Annotated in this window: 31 protein-coding genes, 1 tRNA gene, 1 other RNA gene and 1 other annotated feature; of the genes, 32 read left to right on the forward strand and 1 reads right to left on the reverse strand. The window is 39.8% G+C overall.

Annotated features, from left to right (window positions below; genetic code table 11):
- Positions 1-90 precede the first annotated feature (90 nt).
- On the reverse strand, positions 91-726 hold the full coding sequence (locus FGL72_RS00160) for a YigZ family protein (RefSeq protein WP_004899283.1): 636 nt from the start codon (positions 724-726) through the stop codon (positions 91-93).
- Positions 727-743: 17 nt separating this feature from the next.
- Between FGL72_RS00160 and FGL72_RS00165 the strand changes: the two genes are divergently transcribed.
- From FGL72_RS00165 to FGL72_RS00310, 32 genes are all read left to right on the forward strand, one after another.
- Entirely contained in the window at positions 744-2,024 is a 1,281-nt protein-coding gene (locus FGL72_RS00165) for an ATP-dependent helicase ComFA (RefSeq protein ID WP_012305430.1), read from the forward strand.
- Positions 2,025-2,269: 245 nt separating this feature from the next.
- Positions 2,270-2,527, forward strand: coding sequence for a ComF family protein (locus tag FGL72_RS09790; RefSeq protein WP_243130142.1), 258 nt, complete (start codon positions 2,270-2,272; stop codon positions 2,525-2,527).
- Positions 2,470-2,691 (forward strand): ComF family protein, encoded by a 222-nt coding sequence (locus tag FGL72_RS09920; RefSeq protein WP_338033612.1) that lies wholly within the window; start codon positions 2,470-2,472, stop codon positions 2,689-2,691. Before FGL72_RS09790 ends, FGL72_RS09920 begins: the two co-directional genes overlap by 58 nt.
- An 81-nt stretch (positions 2,692-2,772) precedes the next feature.
- Positions 2,773-3,321, forward strand: a complete 549-nt coding sequence (gene hpf / locus FGL72_RS00175; protein ID WP_004899274.1) for a ribosome hibernation-promoting factor, HPF/YfiA family — start codon at positions 2,773-2,775, stop codon at positions 3,319-3,321.
- A 161-nt stretch (positions 3,322-3,482) separates the two neighbouring features.
- Positions 3,483-5,018 (forward strand): YhgE/Pip domain-containing protein, encoded by a 1,536-nt coding sequence (locus tag FGL72_RS00180; protein ID WP_085699530.1) that lies wholly within the window; start codon positions 3,483-3,485, stop codon positions 5,016-5,018.
- Between the two features lie 73 nt (positions 5,019-5,091).
- Positions 5,092-5,682 carry a TetR/AcrR family transcriptional regulator gene (locus tag FGL72_RS00185; RefSeq protein WP_040177449.1) on the forward strand — a complete coding sequence of 197 codons (591 nt, stop codon included), beginning with the start codon at positions 5,092-5,094 and terminating at the stop codon, positions 5,680-5,682.
- Positions 5,683-5,733: 51 nt separating this feature from the next.
- Positions 5,734-5,883: a 50S ribosomal protein L33 gene (gene rpmG / locus FGL72_RS00190; RefSeq protein ID WP_004899264.1), complete on the forward strand. Its 150-nt coding sequence runs from the start codon at positions 5,734-5,736 to the stop codon at positions 5,881-5,883.
- 11 nt (positions 5,884-5,894) lie between these two features.
- Positions 5,895-6,068: a preprotein translocase subunit SecE gene (gene secE / locus FGL72_RS00195; RefSeq protein WP_004899259.1), complete on the forward strand. Its 174-nt coding sequence runs from the start codon at positions 5,895-5,897 to the stop codon at positions 6,066-6,068.
- 136 nt (positions 6,069-6,204) lie between these two features.
- Positions 6,205-6,813, forward strand: a complete 609-nt coding sequence (gene nusG / locus FGL72_RS00200) for a transcription termination/antitermination protein NusG (protein WP_036058301.1) — start codon at positions 6,205-6,207, stop codon at positions 6,811-6,813.
- Between the two features lie 111 nt (positions 6,814-6,924).
- Positions 6,925-7,389, forward strand: coding sequence for a 50S ribosomal protein L11 (rplK, locus tag FGL72_RS00205; protein WP_004899252.1), 465 nt, complete (start codon positions 6,925-6,927; stop codon positions 7,387-7,389).
- On the forward strand, positions 7,389-8,081 hold the full coding sequence (rplA, locus tag FGL72_RS00210; protein ID WP_004899250.1) for a 50S ribosomal protein L1: 693 nt from the start codon (positions 7,389-7,391) through the stop codon (positions 8,079-8,081). Before rplK ends, rplA begins: the two co-directional genes overlap by 1 nt.
- Before the next feature lie 39 nt (positions 8,082-8,120).
- Positions 8,121-8,237, forward strand: a sequence feature (ribosomal protein L10 leader region).
- Positions 8,238-8,263: 26 nt separating this feature from the next.
- Positions 8,264-8,794: a 50S ribosomal protein L10 gene (gene rplJ, locus FGL72_RS00215; RefSeq protein WP_004899247.1), complete on the forward strand. Its 531-nt coding sequence runs from the start codon at positions 8,264-8,266 to the stop codon at positions 8,792-8,794.
- Between the two features lie 74 nt (positions 8,795-8,868).
- Positions 8,869-9,234: a 50S ribosomal protein L7/L12 gene (gene rplL / locus FGL72_RS00220; RefSeq protein ID WP_004899246.1), complete on the forward strand. Its 366-nt coding sequence runs from the start codon at positions 8,869-8,871 to the stop codon at positions 9,232-9,234.
- Positions 9,235-9,369: 135 nt separating this feature from the next.
- Positions 9,370-10,011: a class I SAM-dependent methyltransferase gene (locus FGL72_RS00225; RefSeq protein ID WP_004899243.1), complete on the forward strand. Its 642-nt coding sequence runs from the start codon at positions 9,370-9,372 to the stop codon at positions 10,009-10,011.
- Positions 9,989-10,498 carry a tRNA adenosine(34) deaminase TadA gene (gene tadA, locus FGL72_RS00230; protein ID WP_085699532.1) on the forward strand — a complete coding sequence of 170 codons (510 nt, stop codon included), beginning with the start codon at positions 9,989-9,991 and terminating at the stop codon, positions 10,496-10,498. Before FGL72_RS00225 ends, tadA begins: the two co-directional genes overlap by 23 nt.
- Before the next feature lie 64 nt (positions 10,499-10,562).
- A complete protein-coding gene (locus FGL72_RS00235) occupies positions 10,563-11,081 on the forward strand; it encodes an HD domain-containing protein (RefSeq protein WP_004899235.1) in 519 nt (172 codons plus the stop codon).
- A gap of 23 nt (positions 11,082-11,104) precedes the next feature.
- An RNA gene (gene ffs, locus FGL72_RS00240) (signal recognition particle sRNA small type) lies at positions 11,105-11,192 on the forward strand.
- Between the two features lie 99 nt (positions 11,193-11,291).
- Positions 11,292-13,085 carry a DNA polymerase III subunit gamma/tau gene (gene dnaX, locus FGL72_RS00245; protein ID WP_085699534.1) on the forward strand — a complete coding sequence of 598 codons (1,794 nt, stop codon included), beginning with the start codon at positions 11,292-11,294 and terminating at the stop codon, positions 13,083-13,085.
- 46 nt (positions 13,086-13,131) lie between these two features.
- Positions 13,132-13,737, forward strand: a complete 606-nt coding sequence (recR, locus tag FGL72_RS00250; protein WP_004899227.1) for a recombination mediator RecR — start codon at positions 13,132-13,134, stop codon at positions 13,735-13,737.
- Entirely contained in the window at positions 13,734-13,994 is a 261-nt protein-coding gene (locus FGL72_RS00255; RefSeq protein WP_004899224.1) for a YaaL family protein, read from the forward strand. The genes recR and FGL72_RS00255 overlap by 4 nt, the downstream gene beginning before the upstream one ends.
- Before the next feature lie 46 nt (positions 13,995-14,040).
- Positions 14,041-14,685: a dTMP kinase gene (gene tmk / locus FGL72_RS00260; RefSeq protein ID WP_012305425.1), complete on the forward strand. Its 645-nt coding sequence runs from the start codon at positions 14,041-14,043 to the stop codon at positions 14,683-14,685.
- Positions 14,686-14,691: 6 nt separating this feature from the next.
- Complete coding sequence (locus FGL72_RS00265; RefSeq protein ID WP_004899218.1) at positions 14,692-15,021, forward strand: cyclic-di-AMP receptor; 330 nt, start codon at positions 14,692-14,694, stop codon at positions 15,019-15,021.
- Positions 15,021-15,956, forward strand: a complete 936-nt coding sequence (locus tag FGL72_RS00270; RefSeq protein ID WP_004899217.1) for a DNA polymerase III subunit delta — start codon at positions 15,021-15,023, stop codon at positions 15,954-15,956. Before FGL72_RS00265 ends, FGL72_RS00270 begins: the two co-directional genes overlap by 1 nt.
- A gap of 1 nt (position 15,957) precedes the next feature.
- Complete coding sequence (gene rsmI, locus FGL72_RS00275) at positions 15,958-16,833, forward strand: 16S rRNA (cytidine(1402)-2'-O)-methyltransferase (protein WP_004899214.1); 876 nt, start codon at positions 15,958-15,960, stop codon at positions 16,831-16,833.
- 10 nt (positions 16,834-16,843) lie between these two features.
- Positions 16,844-17,581, forward strand: coding sequence for an acyl-[acyl-carrier-protein] thioesterase (locus tag FGL72_RS00280; RefSeq protein ID WP_004904406.1), 738 nt, complete (start codon positions 16,844-16,846; stop codon positions 17,579-17,581).
- Between the two features lie 40 nt (positions 17,582-17,621).
- A complete protein-coding gene (gene galE / locus FGL72_RS00285; RefSeq protein ID WP_085699536.1) occupies positions 17,622-18,614 on the forward strand; it encodes a UDP-glucose 4-epimerase GalE in 993 nt (330 codons plus the stop codon).
- 112 nt (positions 18,615-18,726) lie between these two features.
- On the forward strand, positions 18,727-18,933 hold the full coding sequence (locus FGL72_RS00290) for a helix-turn-helix transcriptional regulator (RefSeq protein WP_004904405.1): 207 nt from the start codon (positions 18,727-18,729) through the stop codon (positions 18,931-18,933).
- Positions 18,926-19,096 (forward strand): hypothetical protein, encoded by a 171-nt coding sequence (locus tag FGL72_RS09800; RefSeq protein ID WP_243130143.1) that lies wholly within the window; start codon positions 18,926-18,928, stop codon positions 19,094-19,096. The genes FGL72_RS00290 and FGL72_RS09800 overlap by 8 nt, the downstream gene beginning before the upstream one ends.
- A 30-nt stretch (positions 19,097-19,126) precedes the next feature.
- Entirely contained in the window at positions 19,127-19,366 is a 240-nt protein-coding gene (locus FGL72_RS09805) for a hypothetical protein (protein WP_243130144.1), read from the forward strand.
- A gap of 78 nt (positions 19,367-19,444) precedes the next feature.
- Positions 19,445-19,517 (forward strand) — tRNA-Lys (locus tag FGL72_RS00300).
- Between the two features lie 132 nt (positions 19,518-19,649).
- Positions 19,650-20,408, forward strand: coding sequence for a M15 family metallopeptidase (locus FGL72_RS00305; RefSeq protein WP_085699540.1), 759 nt, complete (start codon positions 19,650-19,652; stop codon positions 20,406-20,408).
- Positions 20,409-20,477: 69 nt separating this feature from the next.
- Entirely contained in the window at positions 20,478-21,119 is a 642-nt protein-coding gene (locus tag FGL72_RS00310; RefSeq protein ID WP_004899199.1) for a deoxynucleoside kinase, read from the forward strand.
- Positions 21,120-21,126 lie beyond the last annotated feature (7 nt).

A 21,126-nucleotide genomic window follows, 5' to 3' on the forward strand; every position in this document is an offset into this window, starting at 1 on the left:
GATCCACCCGGGAGTCGAACCCGGATTTCAAGAACCGGAATCTTGCGTGCGATCCATTACACTAGCGGATCATAACTATTTAATTATAGCCTATTTGGTTGGAATTTCAAAGAAAGTTTCGTCACCAATAGCGATATTAATTTGTCCAGCGAGTAAATCGTTCAAAGTCGTCTCTACTGCTGTAATATTTTCTTCGGCAATGGGCACAATAAAGTGGACATTTGTGTCATAAATGACATCCAAAATATGATATTGCTGATTGGTCAACCAATAATTTAAAGTATCACTATGCTTGTAATCTACCGTGATTGTTACTTTGATTCGGGTCAAGCGTGTAACCAAACCAGCTGCTTTTATGCCGTCAGCCGTGGTGCCGGCATAGGCACGAATTAAGCCACCGGCTCCTAGCTTAACGCCGCCAAAATATCGAGTGACGACAGCAACGACATCGTGTACCTGATTTTTCTGTAAGACTTCTAACATGGGTACACCTGCTGTACCGCTAGGTTCACCATTATCAGAATAACGTTGAATTTGATCACGGTCGCCAATCATGTAGGCAAATACGTTATGTGTTGCTTTATGATGTGTTTTCGTTATACGATTAATAAAATCACGTGCTTGTTCTTCTGAGTTTACGCGGGCTATATTGAAAATGAAACGTGATTTTTTAATAACTTGTTCCCAAGTGTAGTCGTGTGGTGCGATTGTGACATAATTATTCATATATCGTATTATACAGCATGAATAACTACTATGGACGTCAGATTGTTAATCCTAAAATTGCATCAGTACCAGCAGGTATTATTGTCAGGCCAGCTTTTATTTCTGGTATTTGTCAGCGTTGCGGACAGCAACAACTTGCCCCCTTGCCGAACCAGCAGTTCTATTGTTTAGCATGTTTGTCACTAGGGCGTGTGAGTTCGTTAGATGTACTATGGTCATTACCAGAGCCCAATGCTTTTGCCCATCACGAGATGACTTTGACATGGCAAGGGACACTAACGGCTCAACAACGATTAGTGAGTCAGGCTTTAATCGATACGCTGGGCGCACAACAAGAACATCTTGTTTGGGCAGTTACGGGTGCTGGTAAAACTGAAATGATGTTCCCGGTAATTTCTCATGCTTTACAGGCCAAGCAGCGCGTAGCTATCCTCTCACCAAGAGTAGATGTTATTGTTGAGTTGGCACCTAGAATAGCAACGGCTTTTAATACGACGCCAATGGCTGTCTTATATGGGACGCAAGAAGAAAACTATCGCTATACAGCGCTAGTTTTGGCCACGACACACCAAATGTTACGTTTTAAATCGGCATTTGATTTATTAATTATTGATGAAGTGGATAGTTTTCCCTATGTGAATAATGCCATGCTAGCATATGCTGTTAAACAAGCAAAAAAAGCTGAAAGTACAGTCATTTATTTGACTGCTACACCAACAAAAATCATGAAAAAGCGTGCTGAACGTCGTGAGATAAACGTTTCCTACTTACCTTTGCGATTTCATCAGCACCCATTACCAACATTAAACGTGAGTTTAGTCGGACGTTGGCGAAAAAAGTTGCCACAGAAACTGCTGCGGCAATTACGTCAATTTCAAAAGCGGATGCAACGTTTCCTGATTTTTGTACCACGCGTTGCTGATACGCTAGTTATTTATCGCAAGATTAGTCAACGCTTTCCCGATATGTTGGGTGATTTTGTTCATGCAGGGGATGTCTCACGTCAACAGAAAGTGCAAAATATGCGGGATGAAAAAATTCAGTACTTGGTGACAACAACCATTTTAGAACGAGGTGTAACTTTTCCTGGTATTGACGTCCTGATATTGGGTGCTGAGGAGGAAACTTTTAGTGAAAACGCACTTGTTCAAATTGCTGGTCGGGTCGGCAGAGACAACAAAAGGCCCACTGGTTTGGTTCGAGCTTACGTCCAACACATTAATCTGAAGGTTTTAGCTGCCAAACGGCAGATTAAATTAATGAATCGTCGTGGGGCAACGTTAGGTGGCAAACGTTGATGTGCCTTATTTGTCAAAAAAAGCGACGCGAAACAATTAGCCTATTAGAAACACTAGGTTTACTTAAACAAAAACACCAAACAATCTGTGAGCAGTGTGCCACTCAGTTTGCAAGCATTACGTTGTCTTGTTCCGGTTGTGGTCGACAGCAAGAACATAATGAGCTTTGTTATGATTGCTGTCGTTGGCAAAATCAGGGCCAACTCTTGCTAACTCATCAAGCATTATATGTATATAATGACGCTATGCATGACTATATGCAGCGCTATAAGTTTAATGGTGAGTACGCTTTGCGTCATGTATTTAATCGTCAATTAATACAGGCAGTTCAAAATATAGAGATAGATTTGGTTGTTCCAATACCAGTTAGCCAATACACATTACTGACAAGAGGTTTTAATCAAACGCTTGGCTTATTTGAAGGCTTACGATATCAACAATTATTATCAGTGTCTCAAGCAAAAAAACAGATCAATCCCGGTTTAATCGGCAAAAGCGCCTAACGCGTGCGCAACCTTTTGTTATAGCAAACCATACATCTTTAAGCGGAAAATCCGTTTTGCTGATTGATGATGTGTATACTACCGGAAGAACGCTCTATTATGCAGCAGAATTAATCTACACACTAGGGGCTAAAAATGTGAAAAGTTTGTCTTTAGCGCGGTAAATATGAAAAAATGATTATTTTTACAGAAAACGCTTACACTTATGGTATAATAACTATAGTAACTCAATGGAGGAATTAATTATGTTAGATTATAATGTACGTGGCGAGAATATCGCGGTAACTGATGCACTTCGTGACTATGTCGAAAAGCGTTTAACTAAGTTAAACCGATACATTGAAGAAAAGTCGAGTGCTAACGTTAATTTACGGACCTATAAGTCGGATAATTCCGGTAAGGCGGAAGTCACAATTGTACTACCTTATGTTGTCTTACGTGCGGAAGATACAAACCCAGATTTGTATGCTGCGGTTGATGCCGTTTCTGAAAAGTTAGAACGTCAAATTCGTAAGTATAAGACTAAGATTAATCGTAAGTCAAGGGAAACGGGCTTTAAGGGCATTGATTCAAAAAATGAAATTCCTGCAACTGATTCTGATGATGAAGCATTGCAAATTGTTCGTACGAAGCAAGTTGATTTAAAGCCAATGTCACCTGAAGAAGCAGCGCTACAAATGGATTTGTTAGGGCATAACTTCTTTATTTTCAGAGACGCTGATACAAATACAGATTCTGTTATTTATAAGCGTCAAGATGGTAAGTATGGCTTACTGGAAACAGTCGAAGACTAATTTTGATTGACATAGGAGCGGCGTCATGACGTTTAGCTCCTTTTTGATGTACAAAAACCTTATATGACAGAATTGTTTTAAAAGTCATAAAACTTTATAAAGCCTAACAAAAAAGCTGTTTTTATCGGTATGCTATTATTAGCAGATAGAAGAGGTTTTTTATGTTAAAGTGGCATGATGTATTAGAAGACAGACGACAATTAATCACATGGCTTTGTGCGATATGTATTCCAGTATGCCTACTTATCGGTATGATAGGGGTAGTTGGGCATCGGACAGAACAGGCAAAACAATTACGTGTAGCGGTTGTTAATTTAGATCAGGGTGGTCAGTATCAAGGCAAGCAACGACAAGTTGGACAGGAAGTCGTTGCAACGCTTAAGCGTACGCAGCAATTTAAAACGATAACTTTTAAAGACGCAAAACAAGCTCGGCAAGCACTTAAAGACGGTCGTGTGGCCAGCACTGTTATTATTCCTAAGCAATTAACGCAACAGTTAGGTCAGTTCCAACAAAATGGCCAAGCAACAGCAATCACACGCTTAGTGGCCAGTGGTCGCAATCAATTTGCTGCTAAGTATATACAGGAAAAATTAAACCAAGTATTAGCGCAAGAAAATACAATGCTTATGGTCGGCGCAGAAAATAATACAATATTCAAAAACATTGCTAGTCAAAGTGACAAGTTAGCTCAGCAATCCAATGATTTGCAAGTTAATTTGCAAGCAATAGGTAATGGTATTGATTCGCAGAGCCTAGGGGATTTGCAGGACACAGCTGGTGATGTGGCAACTAAATTAGCTAATTATTCAGCGCAATTAAATGACGCCATCAATGCTGGCGATAGTGCTAAAACGCAAGCAATGGCGGTAGCGATTAACAATCTGTCATACACGATGCAAAGTAGTGTTGTTGGTGGCATTAGCAATGCGAACGCTAATTTAGCTCAGACAAAAGCACTTAGCGACCACAATGGTAGTATTCAATCCAGCGCTAGAGCAATCCAAAGTCAACAAGCAGACATAGCAGATAAATTAAAAACATTGTTTGGTGACAATGATGCTAATAAAAATACGTCACCACTAACGCAATTAATGGTTTTCAAAACGGACGACACACAACTTGTTCAGCAAGATGGACAGGTGTTTTTACCTTATCTATTAGTTATTGGGGTAGCACTTTTGGCCGCTTTAATTGGCTTGTTGCTTCCAAATATGGAAGCTAATCAAGATATTCTTGCTTTAGAACAATGGTGGCGTATCTTTAGAATAACTGGTGTATTGAGTACAGTTGCCGTCATTTTGATGTCTTCGACTGCTGTGATATGGCATATTTCAGTGGGGAATATAGTCATCATTATAGGTGCTTCACTCCTGACATCTTGGGCAATGATTGCGCTGGTCTGGTTTTTGAAACAATGCTTAGGTTTAGTTGGCTGGTGGGCGTCTGTCTTATTATTAGTTATCCAAATCATCTTTGCCCAACCTATATTGGCGGCAAATTCAGTGACAACACTTATGCGACAACTGTTACCATTATCAGCTTTGCATGATACGCTACAAGGGGTAATTTTTGCTGGTGATATACAGCAAGGCATTGTGACAATAGTTATTTGGTTTATGGCTCTGACAATATTTGTCGTGGGTTACTATCGTGTCAAGCAAAGACGTCATTTTAAAGCAGCTATTGAGCAGTAATTATTTTGCTGCAAATAAGATGTATTTCTGATAAAGTTTAGCAATAGACTTGATGTAAAAGGTAACAAGCAAGATGACAGTTAAAACACAAGCAAATGAAGCAACGCGTGAAAAAATTATGCTAGCCGCAACGACAGTATTTTTATCACACGGTTACGAACAAACAACGACACGAGACATTTCAAAATTACTAGGCATTAGCCAGCCAGCACTTTATCACTATTTTGGTGACAAAGAGGCACTTTTCGTCGCAGTAATTAAACGTGTTGGGCACCAGGTTTTTTCAGACATGACTGATATTTTAGCCCAACAGTATGCGCAACCAATTGATCAGTTAACAGCGTTAACAACAGTGATTGTGACGCGTCATCCGCGAGACGTGTTTACCTTGATTCACGGTAGTTTTGCAACGCTTTCGGCAGAAAGTCAACAGCAATTAGGTCGCGTGTTTGGTCATGACTATGTTATGCCAATTACCCATTTTTTTGAGCAAGCAGCCGTGAAACGTAGGGAAAATATCGATGCGCGTATGGCAGCTTCCTTTTATATTACTAGTTTAGCCCCGTTATTTGGCAGCTTTCACGCACTTGATGACAACTTGAACATGACGGCGCGAATTCAACAGTTATTGGATCTCATTTTTTATGGTGTCTCAGAACGTTGAGTTTTAAAGGCTTAAATGTTATCCTTGTATAAGAATTAATGGAGAACATATATGGCAAGTCAAAAAGTATCACTCGCGTGTACAGTATGTGGTTCTCGCAATTACACAGTCACTTTATCAAAAGATCGCACAGAACGTTTAGCGGTCAGTAAGTATTGTTCTTTTTGTGGGAAGCACACGTTACATCAACAAACAAAGTAAAGGTTACGAAAATGTTGAAATATTTTAGAAACGTTGCAGCAGAAATGAAAAATGTGACATGGTTGTCACCAGATCAAGCCTCAAAAGAGACAGTAACAGTTATTACTGTGTCAGTTGTGTTTGCGCTATTTTTAGGCGGCGCCGATTGGCTAATGCAAAGTGGCTTTAATATGATCATGAAATAATAGCAGTATATTCAAAAATGTAGTATACTGTTTATAGCGAGGAGAACTTCTGTGGAAGTTCTTTTTTATATTACAAAAGAAAGGGCGCATTTAAGGATAATTCACTCAGATGATTATCGTTAAATCGATTAATAACATGTCAGAAAATAACGAAACCCCCATTACAAACACAGATGATATCGAAAAGTCTTGGTTTGTCGTTCATACATACTCAGGGTATGAGCATAAAGTAAAAGCAAACTTAGAGTCGCGAACACAGACAATGGGTATGAGTCAACAAATCTTTCGGATTTTGGTACCAGAACAAGAAGTAACAACAATCCAAGATGGGGAAGCTAAGACTTCAGTTGAAAATGACTTCCCAGGCTATGTTTTGGTTGAAATGGCAACGCCACAAGACTACAATATGACCGATGAAGCTTGGTACGTTGTCCGTAACACACCAGGCGTTACAGGATTTTTGGGTTCGCACGGTGCGGGTTCCAAGCCAAATTCACTGTTGCCAGAAGAAGTTGATTTGCTGATGAAGCGTATGGGTATGGTAACACGCGAAGTGGTCGATCTTGATGTCGAAGTTGGTCAAGTTGTCAAAATTATTGCTGGACCTTTTTCAGGTATGGAAGGAACAGTTACTGCTATTGATTCAGAAAAGCAAACTTTGGAAGCCACAGTTGAAGTCTTTGGTCGTGAAACACCGACAGAACTTGACTTTGCTGATGTCGATACCGTTTTAGATGAAGCTTAAAAAAACTATTGCTAAGATAGTTTTTTTTTTGTATAATAGATGAGTATGTCATCGACATACGTGGGAGCAGCACTTAAGCTGCGTCTACCACAACACGAGGAGGAAAAAATCGTGGCTAAAAAAGTTACAACAGTAGTTAAACTACAAATTGCGGCTGCTAAAGCAACACCAGCACCACCAGTTGGTCCAGCTTTGGGACAAGCCGGTATTAACATCGCGCAATTCACTAAAGAATTTAACGCGCGTACAGCAGACCAAGCAGGTTCAATCATTCCGGTGGAAATCTCTGTTTTCGATGATCGTTCATTCGAATTCGTTACAAAGACACCACCTGCTGCTGATCAATTGCGTAAGCTTATTGGTAAGGGTTCAGGTGAACCTAACACTAAAAAAGCTGGAAACGTTACTTTGGATCAAATTCGTGCAATTGCTGAAAATAAGATGGCAGATTTGAATGCCAACGATATTACAGCAGCTATGCGTATGATCGAAGGTACAGCACGTTCAATGGGTGTTACTGTTGATGGTGTTGACTTGACTGTTGAAGGAACAGCAATCAAGGAGGACGCAGAATAATGACTCAAAAGCATGGTAAAAAATATACTGCAGCATTGGCAAAGGTAGAAGCTGAAAAGAATTATGCCTTGAACGATGCTGTTGCATTGGTTAAAGAAATTGACTACGCTAACTTTGATGCTTCAGTTGAAGTTGCATTTAAGTTGAATGTTGATACACGTCAAGCTGACCAACAATTGCGTGGCGCAGTTGTTTTGCCAAACGGTACTGGTAAAGATAAGAAAGTTATCGTATTTGCACAAGGTGACAAGGCCAAGGAAGCTGAAGCTGCCGGCGCTGATGTTGTTGGTGCTGCTGACTTAGTTGCCCAAATTCAAGGTGGCTGGATGGACTTTGATACAGCCATTGCCACACCTGATATGATGGCACAAGTTGGTCGCGTTGCTCGTATCTTGGGACCTAAGGGTATGATGCCTAACCCTAAGACTGGCACAGTAACAATGGATGTTGCTAAGGCTGTTTCAGATGCTAAGGGCGGACAAGTGACATACCGTACAGATCGTGACGGAAACGTTGCTGTACCTGTGGGTCGTGTATCATTTGAAGAAGGTAAGTTAGCTGAAAATATTAAGACAATTGCTGATACAGTGTTAAAAGCACGTCCAGCAGCTGTTAAAGGCACTTACGTACAACACGTATCTATTGCTTCAACATTTGGCCCAGCCGTTGCATTAGATCTTAATACATTATAATTATTTGACGATATCAATTTCATTTGGTATACTCATTGAGTGAATTAAATCATTTTGCCTAAGACTCAGGTGGTATTTATACCTTAATATCCTGCCGAGGAAGTTTAAAAACTTTTCCCGTGTGTCTTTTAGCGCACGGGATTTCTTTTGCAAAATAATACTAAGGAAGGAGAAGTTATAACATGAGTGAAAAAACTATTGCGATTAAAGCGCAAAAAGTTGAAGAAATCGCTGATCAATTCAAGAATGCTGCTTCAGCAGTTGTTGTTGATGCTCGTGGATTGACAGTTGCGCAATCTACAGAATTACGTCATCAGTTGCGTGAAGAAGGTATTGTTCTTGAAGTTATCAAAAACAAGATTTTGACACGTGCTGCTGAAAAAGCTGGTTTTGCTGAATTGAACGACATTTTTGCCGGTCCTTCAGCCGTGGCCTTCTCAAATGATGATGCAGTTGCACCATCACGTATTTTGAAGAAGTTTGCTGACGCCAACGAAAAGTTGGAAATCAAGGGTGGTGTTGTTGACGGCACTATTGCTAACATCGAAGACATCAACAAGTATGCATCTTTGCCATCACGCGAAGGTTTGCTTGGTCAATTGATGGCCGAATTCCAATTCTCAATTCGTTCATTTGCATATGCTGTTAAGGCTGTGCAAGACAAATTAGAAGAGGGCGGCGAAGCTGCTGAAGAAGCACCTGCAGCCGAATAAGTATTTTTGGTTGGACAACCAATCAATGACACAGTATTAATAAAAATTAAACATATAAATTGGAGGATTTAATCATGGCTTTTGATAAAGACGCGATTATCGCATCATTGAAGGATGCAACAATCTTGGATTTGGCTGACTTGGTTTCAGCAATTGAAGAAGAATTTAACGTTTCAGCAGCAGCTCCTGTAGCAGCAGCTGGTGGTGCTGACGGTGCAGCCGCAGCTAAGACAGACTTCGACGTAGAATTGACTTCAGCAGGTACTGCTAAAGTTAAGGTTATCAAGGCAGTTCGTGAAGCAACTGGTCTTGGTTTGAAGGAAGCTAAGGACTTAGTTGACAACGCACCTTCAATCGTTAAGGAAGGTCTTGACGAAGCAGCAGCCAACGATTTGAAGGCAGCTTTGGAAGAAACTGGCGCATCAGTTACTTTGAAGTAATTTCAATTTTTAAAATTTACGGATTTGTATTGTGTTGGATGATAAACTATGTTATCTTACAACTAAACAACCGTTATATTAAAAGGGGTGCTTCGGTACTTCTTTTTTTGTACATAATATTTAAAGGGGTACACTATGCCAACTAAATCGGGAAAAACTGCAAATGAAATGTACTTTACTGCTAATCCAAATTCCGAACACCATTATCAAAATTTTGAATTCGAATTGTTAAACCACAAGCTACATTTCACGACAGATAGCGGTGTTTTTTCAAAATCTACAGTTGATTTTGGTACGCGCACCATGCTTGAGGCCCTTGAAACGGTCATTATTAATGATGGCAAAATATTAGATTTAGGCACAGGTTATGGCCCAGTTGGCATTGCTATTGCAAAAGCAATGTCGCGGCAGGTTGATATGGTAGATGTGAACGAACGCGCTTTAGAACTTGCGCAACAAAATGCGCAGAAAAATGGTGTGACGCAATTAACGCGAATTTTTCAGTCTAATATTTATGACAAAATTACGGATAAGTATGCACTGATTTTGACAAATCCGCCAATTAGAGCAGGAAAAGCCGTGGTGACAGTCATGTTGCAAGATGCGATAAAGCACCTTCAGCCAGGTGGCAAGCTAATTGCTGTATTACAAAAAAAACAAGGGGCACCATCAGCGCAAAAAAATATGATGACCATATTTGGTAATGCTCGTATTATTGCTAAGAATAAAGGTTATTATATTTTGGAGAGCACTTATGATTCAAATACCAACATTTAGTGATGAACAAATTGATTATTTCATGCAAGTGGCGTTAAACGAAGCAAGCATTGCTTTTAATGAGGGTGAAGTGCCGATTGGCGCGGTAATTGTTAAAGATAATCAAATTATTGCCAAAGCGCATAATCATCGAGAGGCAGAACAATTAGCAACAGCACACGCTGAACTGATGGCAATCGAAAAGGCTAATCTCAAATTAAAATCATGGCGGCTAGAAAATACAGCCTTGTTTGTGACGCTTGAACCATGCGTGATGTGCGCGGGGGCAATTATTAACTCGCGTATTCCTGCTGTGTATTATGGGGCAGATGATGTTAAGGGTGGCGCAACGCGATCACTTTATCGCTTATTAGAGGATGCTCGTTTAAATCATCGAGTGGTTGTACATCATGGGATAAGAAGTGAGGCTTGTGGGCAATTACTTAAACAGTTTTTTGCACAAATTCGGCTGAAACGTCAAGAAAAAAAGGTTTTACCAAACAAATAATACACGAAATTAAAAATTCGTACTATAATAGACCTAGACTGATTAATAAAGAGGCAAAAAATACATGCATAACCCTAATGCTTGGCGCCAAGACCAAGATTATCTTAATATTGTTGATGATTTATTACAACATGACGAAGTACAGCAGCTCGCACAATACACGCAACATCATTTTTCTAACCGCTTACGGCACTCCATTTCAGTGTCGTACCAATCATATACTATTGCTAAGAAAATCGGTGCAGATGCTGAGGCAACAGCCAGAGCCGGACTTCTACATGATATGTTCTACTATGATTGGCGCGTGACAAAGTTTGAAGAGGGGTCACATGCGTATGTTCATCCCCGAATTGCTTTACAAAACGCACGCAAGATAACACACATTAGTGATAAAGAAGCTGATATTATTGTGAAACACATGTTTGGCGCAACAATTGCCTTGCCAAAATATCGTGAAAGCTGGATTGTATCGATCGTTGATGATTTTGCGGCTGTCAATGAATATCTTATTCCAAAAGCGTATCTAACTTATTTTAAATGGCATACAAAGTGGCTCAAGAAAGTTTCTGAAGTGTTTGCTTAAAATAGAGAAATTAGATATAATAATAAAGCAGGCAAATGTCGGCTCTCGAACCGGGTCAGGACAGGAATGTAGCAGCCCTAAGGTTGTTCGATGTTGTGCTTGTGTACATATTTGGCCGCTTAGCGGTCTTTTTTTGTCAGTTGAGTTATCGTAAGATAAAATAGGCAAGCAAAAATTGTAAATACAATTCAGGTGCAGGAGGAGAAAACATTGGCGTATCAAGCATTATATCGTGTATATCGGCCGCGAACATTTGAAGACATGATTGGGCAAGAAGTCGTTACACAGACTTTGAAAAATGCTATTGAGACTCATCAAACAGGTCACGCTTACTTGTTTTCAGGACCAAGAGGCACTGGGAAAACTTCTGCTGCCAAAATTTTTGCTCGTGAAGTGAATGGGATTGCCCCCGAAACTGATGATTCACAAATACCAGATATTGTTGAATTTGACGCGGCTTCCAACAGTCGTGTCGAAGATATGCGCGATATTTTATCGAATGTTGATTATGCACCGATTGAAGCTGAATTCAAAGTTTATATTATTGATGAAGTGCATATGCTATCAAATAGTGCTTTCAATGCGCTACTTAAGACGTTGGAAGAGCCACCAGCAAATGTGAAATTCATTTTAGCAACGACTGAACCACAAAAAGTCCCAGTTACTATTTTGTCACGGACACAGCGATTTGAATTTAAACGTATTGATGGTCAAGCGATAGCAGCTCATTTAGCTGATGTTCTAAAGCAACAGCATATTGATTTTGACCAAGATGCTTTGCGTATCATTGCCAATGTGGCTGAAGGCGGCATGCGTGATGCTTTGTCTATTTTGGACCAAGTAATTGCTTTTGGCACTGACACTGTGACAGTTGATAATGCCTTACAGGTTACTGGGTCAACCACCACAACACAATTAATGCAGTATCTCACAGCAGTAACAAATAGCCAAACACCAGAAGCACTGAAATTGTTACATGATATACTAGTTGCCGGCAAAGATGCACAACGTTTTGTTAGTGATATTATCGGTCTATTAAGAGATATCATGCTGGCTAATATTGCACCGGAACTCATCAAATCAACCGCACCTTTAAATGACTTACGCACATTAGCACAACAATTAACGTCGCAACAAATTCAAGCCATGATGGGCGAACTAGATGATATTCAAAAGCAGTTGCTGCAGACAATGCAGAGTGATGTGTACCTCGAATTGTTAACTGTTAAACTAGGGATGATGACACAAGGGGATCAATCGCATACTGAATCGGCTCAACATGCAACGCGCAATACGTCGTCATTTGCATCGCCAGAATCCCTCAATGACCCAACAGTCACAACGCAACCTGTATCTTCAGATACACAACCAGATACAACTACGGTAGTTACGGAACCAACTCAAAATGAGGGTGTAAGTGCTCAAGAAAATTTGGAAACGACACATGATACTGTTAAGCCAATATCACAATCATCACAGTATGATGAGTCAGAAGCAGTGTCCCACAATAATAGCTTAGCGCGTACTGGCCAGTTAGCTGTTTTTGCTATTTTACAGGCGGCTAAGCGCGACACACTTAGCCGGTCAAAAAGTACTTGGGCAACGTTAATAAGCACTTTTAATGTTGCACATCAAGCTTTGTTGACAATAGCATCGCCAGTTGCAGCAAGTCAAGAAGGACTGGTCGTGGCTTTTGATTACCCAGCCCTACTAGATCAAGCGTTAAAAGATGTCGTCTTACAAGAAAAACTGATTGCGGCGTTGCGCGAGCAAAATTTGCCAACAGCTTTAGTGCTTATTTCAAAAGATGATTGGCAGCAGGAACGTGCAGAGTATGTTAAGCAGCTTAAAGCTGGGACAACACAGACAATTAGCTTATCTGATGTGCCATATGTCAGTCAGCAAGAAGTATTAACGACAGCGACAGATGCGGTGACAGCGCCAAAAGTTGTGACAGAAGCGCAAAAATTGTTTGGCAATGATATTGTGACAGTTGTTGACTAAGAAATGAAATGAAAGGATTGGCTGACAAATAAGCCTGGTCGTGTTTATGGATTATCCAGAACCAATTGCAAAATTAATTAATAGTTATACCAAATTACCAGGTATTGGCCCAAAAACAGCAACTCGCTTAGCTTTCTATACATTAGGCATGCAGGAAGACGATGTTGTTGACTTTTCAAAGTCGCTTTTGTCGGCAAAAAAAGATCTCACCTTCTGCCAAATATGTGGTAATATAACTGAAAATAGTGTCAATCCATGTGCCATCTGTCAAGATAAGTCGCGTGATCAATCAACGGTGTTTGTCGTTGAAAACTCACGAGATGTCATGGCTATGGAGAATACGCGAGATTATTACGGTCTTTATCATGTTTTAAATGGTGTGATTTCGCCTAGTGCAGGGACTGGACCAGAGGATATTAACTTGCCAAGCTTGATTCGTCGACTATCAGACCATCAAGAAATCAATGAAGTTATTGTTGGTACCAACGCTAATGCTGAAGGTGAGGCAACAGCGATGTACTTGGCGAGACTGTTAAAGCCAGCAGGCATTAAAGTGACACGATTAGCGCATGGCTTAGCTGTTGGGTCTGATATTGATTACGCTGACCAATTGACATTAATAAAGGCTGTACAAGGACGAACAGAACTATGATATTTGGTAAGAAAAAGACAAATTTAAGACGTGAATATGATCAGGCATTAGTTTTTCAAATTGACAAAGCTAAAATAGATTGGGACACTGCAAAAAATTCAGAAGAAGCATTGCTTGATGGTCAGGTGAATGTTCGTCTCATTCAAGCACAAACGGCATTAGCCAAAGCAAAATTTAATTATTTATATCGTGAGGCACGTCGGCGAAAAACAGTTGGTCATATGCAGACACATGTCTTAAAAACTGACCGCATATAGTGTAGTAGCCGTTGCGTGCAATTACGTTGAGAAAACATTGGGGATTATGACTAGACCATTATTTATCACATTTGAAGGGCCCGAAGGTGCTGGCAAAACGAGTGTATTGGAAGCACTAGTGTCTGAATTAAAACCAATACTTGGTGATCAACTTGTGACAACAAGAGAACCAGGGGGAAATCCTATTTCTGAAGCCATTCGTCAGATTTTACAACCAGAAGATGACAATGGGATGGATGATCGAACCGAGGCGTTGCTATATGCTGCTGCTAGACGGCAACACATCGTTGAAACTATTTTACCGGCTTTGTCTGCAGGAAAGGTCCTAATTTCGGACCGCTACGTTGATAGCTCGTTAGCTTATCAAGGTGGTGGCCGCGACTTAGGGGTCGACAACATTTGGCAAATTAATCAATTTGCTATTGATGGTCTATTACCAGACCTCACAATCTATTTTGATGTACCTTCAGAGTTAGGCTTGAGTCGTGTGATGGCTAACCGTCAGGGCAAAATAGATCGCTTGGATAAAGAAAGTTTATCCTTTCATCAACGTGTTCGAACAACATACCTTGAGCTACAGCATGATTTTTCTGATAGAATTAAAATAATTGATGCAACACAGCCGTTAACAGATGTCATATCAGATACGCGTGCGTTGCTACAAGAGGCATTGAATTCGCGAAAGGGGTAATAATTTATGAAATTAATTACAGCGATTGTTCAAGATAAAGACACAAATAGGTTGAGTAATGCATTTGTTAAGGCAAATATACGTGCGACACGTTTAACGACATCAGGTGGTTTCTTACGTTCTGGCAACACAACGTTTTTGATTGCGATTGATGATGATCGTGTACAAGATGTGTTAGATATTATTCAAAAAGTATCTCAGAAACGCAAGCAGTTTATGGTACCGCCAATTAATTTAGATGCAGGTGGTGACCACATGGGGGCCTATCCAATTGAAGTCGAAGTTGGTGGGGCAACAGTATACACACAGAGCATTGAGTCATTTCATCAGTTCTAATGCAACCAGATTTTTTAACGACAACAAAACAATATTATCCAACACAAATGGGACATTTTCATGGGTTAATTCGCAGTAATCAGCTTAGTCACTTGTACCTATTTGTTGGACCGAGCCAGCAGACTAAGCTGGCTTTTTCGCATTGGCTAGCTTGGGAAGTTGTTGGTCCTAATGAGCTAAATGCCATGCGCATTAATAAAAACGAACACCCAGATGTCAAAATAACACGACCAAGTTTACCTAAGAGTGGTAGTGGCACCAAGCGTACATGGAAAGTTGACCAAATTAGGAGTTTAAAACCTGAGTTTATTACTATGTCGCGAGAAAGTCCACGTAAAGTCTTTGTATTTGATGCTATTGAAACGTTACAAGCAGAAGCTGGTAATGCGTTACTGAAATATATTGAAGAACCAGCAGGGCCACAATTGATGGTAATGTTAGCAGAAAATGTTAATGATATTTTGCCAACAATCAAATCGCGTGCACAAATTGTACACCTGAGACCGGAAATACAATTAGATACACCGCACAACGATGAAACAATAGCAGATTTTGAGGCGTGGCAACAATTAACCCGTAGCCTATTATTCAAATGGTTTGAGTTAATGATGCAAAGACGTATTGAAGCCTTTGTTTACGTGCAACAATATTTAGTTAGCCAATTAAAAGATGAACAGCAGCAAGCATTATTTTTAAATTGGCTACATGAATTAACGCGCGATACCATTGTATTTGGTCAAATACCTGAAACACAGTTGAAATTTCCTAAGCTAATTGGGCTATATAAAGTGCTAAATAAGCAGTATAATCAGGCACAATTAGTGAAAGCTAGCGATGCCATACTCAGAGATGATTTTTTTCGACAGTTTAATATGACTTTACAAGCGCGACTTGAAAAAATAGTATTAGATGTTGCTATCGCGTTAGGAGCGTAACATGAATCAACAAAAAAGCTTTGAAAAGCATGAGACGGGCACGTTGTTTTTAGTACCAACACCCATCGGTAATTTACAAGATATGACACCACGGGCAATTGATACTTTGAATGCAGTGGCCCTAATTGCAGCTGAGGATACCCGACACACTCAGCAGTTATTGAACCACTTTGATATTGAAACAAAACAAACGAGCTTTCATGAGCACAATTGGCAGTCAAAAATACCGAGTTTAATTGCAACGCTTAGCCAAGGGGGGGATGTTGCACAGGTCAGTGACGCGGGAATGCCGTCTATCTCTGATCCTGGTAAAGAACTGGTTGCTGCAGCTGTGGAAAACAATATACCAGTTGTCCCGATTCCTGGAGCAACAGCTGGTGTAACAGCTTTAATTGCAAGTGGTTTGGTGCCACAACCATTTTATTTTTATGGTTTTTTACAAAGGAAAAATAGTGAACAACTGTCAGAATTAAAACAGTTATCCACAGTAAAAGATACGGTTATTTTTTATGAATCGCCGCATCGTTTAAAACAAACCTTAGCAAACATTCAAAAAGTAATGGGCAATGATAGACAAGTTGTTTTGGCGCGTGAATTAACTAAACGATATGAAGAATTTTTGCGAGGCCATATTGAAGAATTAGTTTTATGGTCCAAAAATAATGATATTCGTGGCGAATTCGTGGTGATGATTGCTGGTTTTACTGGTGCTAGCCAGTCTGAACCAGAGACAGATTTAACCATGTTATCTGTTCATGACGCGGTCTCAGCACTGGTAGCAAAGGGGCTTAAGCCAAATGCTGCGATTAAGCAAGTCGCAAAAGAACGGCAATTAGATAGACAAGCAGTTTATACAGATTATCATGGGTTAATGTAAGGGGCAAAAAATGAATTCTTTTGAAATTAAGCGTCGCGTTGAATATTACGAAGCCGACGTCACAGGCAAGTTAGCTTTGCCAATGATATTAAATTGGGCTGTTTTAGCTTCTAAGTTACAGAGTGATGCGTTAGGTGTGGGACAATCAACACATTTAGCACGTGGCTTGGGGTGGATTATTTTACAGTATGAGGTACATATTACCAGACGCCCAGCTGTCAATGAAGAAATTACGATTCAAACTTATGCCGCGAAATATAATCCGTTTTTTGTGAGACGTCCGTTTGCATTTTTTGATGCACAGGGTGAGGAGATTATTCGCGTAGATTCAATTTGGACCATGATTGATATTAATAATCGACGGATGGCGCGATTACCACAGGATATCGTTGATAAGTATCAAGCTGAACGCGTGAAGCAAATTCCGCGTATGCCCAATCCAATTAAAATTTTGCCGAGTGATGACATGATCAGCAAAGATTATCACGTGCGCTACCTCGATATTGATGCTAATCAACATGTCAATAATTCGAAGTATTTTGAATGGATGCAAGATGTTGTCCCAACAGAATTTTTAGAAACCCATGAAATTACATCAATCAATCTAAAATATGAGAATGAAATACATTTAGGTCATACAATTCAATCACAAGTTGTGCTTGGCAATCAGTCCAGTAAGCATCGCATTATGTTGGGGGATGTTGTTAGTGCCGAGGCAGAATTCAATTGGCGTAACGTGACATTATAGTGTACACTGAGAGTATCATTTTAGAATAAAGAGGCTTATTATGTCAGTATTAGTACTAGGTGGTGCCGGTTACATTGGCTCACATATGGTCAAAACACTTGTTGAAGCTGGTCGTGAAGTGGTAGTTGTTGATGCTTTATTTACAGGACATCGTGACGCTGTAAATCCCGCGGCCAAGTTTTATCAAGTTGATATTCGCGATAAAGCAGCATTATCGGCAGTATTTGAACAAGAAAATATTGAACAAGTTGTTCATTTTGCTGCTTTTTCAATCGTACCCGAATCAGTAGCAAATCCGCTGAAATATTTTGATAACAATACAAGCGGTATGATAACGCTACTCGAAGTGATGAAAGCACATGATGTTAAGCAAATTGTGTTCTCATCAACAGCAGCAACTTATGGTAATCCTGTCAACATTCCAATCAAGGAAACGGATCCACAAAATCCAATTAACCCTTATGGTGAATCAAAGTTGATGATGGAAAAAATCATGGCTTGGTCTGACCAAGCTGATGGCGTGAAGTGGGTAGCCTTACGTTACTTCAACGTTGCTGGTGCAGCTGAAGATGGCACAATTGGTGAAGACCACAAGCCTGAAACTCATTTAGTGCCTATTATTTTGCAAGCTGGATTGGGACAACGTGACTATATTGAAATGTTTGGCGATGATTATAAGACACCAGATGGCTTTAATGTTCGTGATTATGTTCATGTCTTAGATTTGGCAGATGCACATATTCGTGCGCTAAAGTATTTGGCAGATGGGCATGATTCTAACCAATTCAACTTAGGGTCAGCAACTGGATTTTCAGTTAAAGAAATGGTTGAAGCCGCACGTGAAGCAACAGGTGTTGACATTCCAGCTAAAATTGGACCACGTCGTGCCGGGGACCCAGATATTTTGATTGCTAACTCTGACAAAGCCCGTGATGTGCTTGGTTGGGCGCCAAAATATGATAACGTACAAGACATTATTAAGACGGCTTGGAATTGGCACAAGAGTCATCCAATGGGCTATAACGATAAGTAAATTGCTAACAGAAAGAACAACCATTAGGTTGTTCTTTTATTTGGTTTGACAAGAAAAGTAAAAGATGTTTTACTATATATATGTAAAATATCTTTTACATAAGGAGTTGGCATTGCATAACTATATCCGTAAGCGACGAAAAGAACGACATTTGTCACAGGACATGTTAGCCCAAAAGGCGAATGTCACGAGACAGACAATAAATGCTATTGAAAATGCAAAATATGACCCATCGTTAGCGTTAGCTTTTAAATTAGCCACAATATTAGAAACGACGGTGGATCAGTTATTTACCAAAAGTGAGGACGAGAATGATTAACGTCAAAAAGAATGCACTCATGACAACACTTATGGTGTTTGGGCTACTCATCATTTTTGTGACATACAGCGTGACAGGGAACATGGCATTATTTGCCATTTACTTTATTTATGGCATCGTGCTATTAAAATATTATAGGACACAAAAACAGACAATAGGCTAACTGTCTAAAAAAGCACAGCTGACTATTAAATTGGATGAATTATACAACGATGAGCGTGAATTAAATGCCATTATGATTGCCAACCGCTTTGCCACACACGCTGCATTTAAGGTGTTGGCAATACTGGGTATTTTGTGTGTTAGTTTTTCACGATCATTGGATCAAATAACAATATCTTTATCCAGTGTGGGTATCGTGTTGTTAATACTTGCGTTTCTTTTGCAATTGTTTTATGTGACAAGATTATTTTATGAGCTACGTGATAATTGACAGGCAAACAGTGAATTAAAACTATTGCGCAAAACAAAAATACATGATATAATATTTTTTGTTGTGAAAGCGACACATGGACAGTTAGCTCAGTTGGTAGAGCAACGGACTCTTAATCCGTGGGTCCAGGGTTCGAGCCCCTGACTGTCCACTAAGTAACCGATACAAATTGTATCGGTTTTTTTTTATGCACGGCTTAATGTGCCATGACGTGGTAGAATGAAAAGGTATGAAGCAGGTGAGTACCTTGCGATGTGGGCAAAACTATTGGGGAGTTAAACACATGATGGGACGACGTCAGATTTGGCAGAAGATTACACTTATCGTTATTGTTATCGTAGTGGGCATACTAATTATTAGTTTTTTGCAGCCTACGCGTAAAAAAGCGCAGATGCAGACAACCACGACATCAAAAGCTGTATCTCAAGATTCTGGGTTACCCAAACAGGCAAGCGTGTCAGATTGGCAACTTATTTTAGTTAATAAACAGCACGCACGGCAATCAGAAATACCTTTTACGCATGTTACTGTGGATGATAAACAGATGGATAAACGCATTGTGGCGCCGTTAGCAGCATTTCGACAAGCTGCTCAAAGAGCAGGTTATGCCACCACGCTTGTTTCAGCGTATCGATCAATAGCTTACCAAACACAAGTGTATGATCAGTCCATTGCGCAACATGAAGCCAATGGTATGGCCCATGATCAAGCCGTCAAACTAACGCAAACAGTCATCCAAACGCCAGGTTCATCAGAGCATCAAACCGGGTTAGCGGTTGATTTAGCAGGCACAGATGCAGTGGCAAAATATCCACAATTAATGGCGCAAATGGATGAATTTAAGTCACAGCAGTGGCTAATTCAACATGCACCAGCGTATGGTTTCATTTTACGTTATCCGAGCGATAAACAAGCCATAAGTGAGACAGGAATCGATTATGAATCATGGCATTTTCGCTATGTTGGTATTGACAATGCACAGTATATCACTAAACATCACTTGACCTTAGAAAAGTATTTGTCACAATTACGACAACGTTAATTCTGAAAAATAGGCCGAATTTTGATATACTAGTTAGGGACTAAATTAATAGAAATTAGGAGAATTGGCATGATCGTATTATCAGGCACTATTGGCGCCGGCAAAACAAGTTTAACGGAAATGTTAGCAGAACACTTGGGTTCAGAGGCGTTTTATGAAAGTGTAGATGATAATCCGATTTTGCCACTTTTTTATGAAAACCCTAAAAAATATGGCTTTTTATTACAGATTTATTTTCTAAACAAGCGACTATCGCAAATTCAAGTTGCACAAGCAACTGGGCGTCATAACATTTTAGATCGCTCAATATATGAAGATGCGCTGCTGTTTCAATTAACGGCTGATTTAGATCGGGCAACACAAACAGAAGTTGATATATATAAATCACTACTAGATAATATGATGGCTGAGATTGCTGGTACAGCAAATCTGAAAAACCCAGAACTTTTAATTCATGTACGTGTTAGTTTTGAGACAATGTTAACACGTATAAAAAAACGCGGACGCTCATTTGAACAAATCGATGAAAATCCTGGGTTATATGCTTACTATAAAGAACTTAACAAACGTTATGATGATTGGTTTGCAGCGTATGACCGCTCGCCAAAAATCCAAATTGATGGTGATCACTATGATTTTGTGACTAACACCACAGCACGTGATCAAGTATTAGCAGCAATTGATGATAAATTGTCAACATTGAAAGATTAAGTTGCTG

Origin of the sequence: Leuconostoc citreum (genome assembly GCF_007954785.1) — a bacterium.
Classification (GTDB): domain Bacteria; phylum Bacillota; class Bacilli; order Lactobacillales; family Lactobacillaceae; genus Leuconostoc; species Leuconostoc citreum.